Origin of the sequence: Actinophytocola xanthii (assembly GCF_001921205.1) — a bacterium.
Classification (GTDB): Bacteria; Actinomycetota; Actinomycetes; order Mycobacteriales; family Pseudonocardiaceae; genus Actinophytocola; species Actinophytocola xanthii.
In genome coordinates, this window is record NZ_MSIE01000166.1 from 1 (window position 1) to 2,195 (window position 2,195).

General features: G+C 75.2%; 2 protein-coding genes. One reads left to right on the top strand and one right to left on the bottom strand.

All coding sequences use genetic code 11. From position 1 onward, the window contains the following. Positions 1 to 1,384: ATP-binding protein (locus BU204_RS37700; protein WP_158073583.1), on the bottom strand; the 1,384-nt coding region annotated here is incomplete at its 3' end. 97 nt (positions 1,385 to 1,481) lie between these two features. Here BU204_RS37700 and BU204_RS37705 point away from each other — a divergent pair. Continuing rightward, positions 1,482 to 2,093 carry a hypothetical protein gene (locus tag BU204_RS37705; protein WP_158073584.1) on the top strand — a complete coding sequence of 204 codons (612 nt, stop codon included), beginning with the start codon at positions 1,482 to 1,484 and terminating at the stop codon, positions 2,091 to 2,093. Positions 2,094 to 2,195 lie beyond the last annotated feature (102 nt).

Consider the following 2,195-nt stretch of genomic DNA (forward strand, 5'->3'; position numbering starts at 1 on the left):
CGGCGCCGAGGAACGCCTGCCGCGCCGTGGCCGCCTCCCCGGCCGCCCGCCGGGCGTGGCCGAGACCGACCAGCAGCTCCCCGGCGCGATGCGGCCCGGCCAGCGCGATCGCCTGCTCGTAGAGGGCCGCGGCCTCGCCGTAGGCGCCGCTGGCGGTGGCCTCCGCGGCGGCTCGCGCGGTGTACTCGAGCGCCCGGGCCGCGTCGTCGCCGGCCGCGCACCAGTGGTGGGCGAGCTCGGCGTGGCTGGTCGGGTCGCCCTCCTCGATCCGCTCGGCGATCCGCCGGTGGAGCCGGACCCGGCGGGCCCGGGCGATCGAGGCGGCCACCACCTCGTGCACGAGCGGGTGGGAGAAGACGAACCGGTCGGCGGCGCCCTCGCGGAGCAGTCCGGCGGCCATGGCCTCCTCGAGCGCGGCGAGCACCTCGACCTCCGGCAGCCCGGTCAGCTCACGCGCCAGCTCGAGTGAGAACGAGCGGCCGATCACCGCACCGGTCCGCAGTACCGTCCGGCAGGGCTCGGACAAGGCGGCCAGCCGCCCGGCGACCACCGCGTCCACACCCGGCGGGACGGCCGCCGCGGACGCCGAGCCCGGCACGCCCGGCTCGTCGAGCAGCCCGCGCGCGGACAGCAGCCGCACCAGCTCGGTCACGAAGAACGGGTTGCCCTCGGTCCGCCGGTGCACGGCCTCGACCACGGCCGCCGGCACGTCCCGGTCGGCGACCGCCTCGACCAGCCGCCCCACCGCGCGCCGGCCGAGCCCGTCGACCTGCAGCAGTCGCGCCTCGGGCCGGCCGAGCAGCCGGCCGAGCACAGCGCGGAACTCCGGCGAGTGCCCGGCCACCCCCGCCCGGACCGTGGCCAGGAGCAGCAGCCCGCCGCTGCGGACCTCGGCGGCGAGGAAGTCGAACAGCAGCAGCGAGTCGGTGTCGGCGCTCTGCAGGTCGTCGAGCACCACGGCGAGCGGCCCCGGCCGCGCGGCGGCGCCGAGCATGCGGGCCACGGCGAGGAACAGCGGGTAGCGGCCGGGTTCCGCCGGGGGCAGCAGGGCCAGACCGGGCAGCCGGCGGCGCAGCTCGGGCACGAGCCGGGAGAGCTCGGCCCCGCACTCGCCGATCTGCGCGGCCAGGGCGGAGGGAGAGGTCCGCGCCACGTGCGCGGCGAGCAGCGTGCGCCACGGCCAGAAGGCGGGCGCGGTGCCGTCCGCGGTCGCCCACAGCCCGGCACCCTCGCCGAGGTCGGCCAGCAGCGCCCTGGCCAGACTGGTCTTGCCGATCCCGGCCTCCCCGCGCAGCACGACGACGCGCGGCCGTCCCGCGGCGACCTCGCCCAGTACCGCACGCAGCTCGCCGAGCTCGCGCTCCCGTCCAACCAGGACGCTCACGCCGTTATTCAATGCTGGTCGGAACGTGAACGCCCTTCCCTTTCGGGCATCGATCCGGGCTGTTAGAAATGAATCATCACTCGACGGAGGGATGGCGATGGCGAAGCGAGGCGGCGTGGTCCTGGCCGCGGCGGCCATGGCGATCATCCTCGCCAACGCCGACGAAGACGGGGCGGAGGTCACCACTCCCGCCGCCACCCCCGCTTCCCCGGCCCTCACCAGCCAGTTCACCGCAAGCCGGGACGCGATGCTGCGGGGCCAGGTCGCCGCCGCCTGGGCCCGCCTGGGCATGACCGCCGACCCCGACAGCACCAGACGCCGCGACACGGACTGCGCGGCGCACTCCTATGGAGAGGTGCGGGCGTTCTTCCGACGCGTCCCCTGCCAGTGGATGGACCGCCTCCTGTTCACCGTGCACGACAAGGCCGGCAACACGGTGGTCGTCGCCGTGGCCTGGGTCCGGTTCGCCACCGCCGGGCAGGCCCAACAGTTCCGCGCTCTGGACGACACCTGGGGCACCGGCCAGATCCACCCCCTGCCCGCCACCCCCCTCGGCCTCCCCGACACGCCGTTGTCGGGCCAGCACTACGCCTCCCGCCGCACCGGCCCCCTGACAGTCGTTGCCGAGGCGGAGGAAACCGCAGGCGAACTAGCCGACAACTTCCTGGACGAACTAGCCCGAGTAGCAGTACTCCTCCCCCACAAGTAACAAGGCGCCAGCCACGCAAAGCCGGACCGCACACAACAACTCCCCCGAGCAGCCAACCCCACGCCAACTGCCCAGCCCCGACGCACAACAGCCAACGCCCTC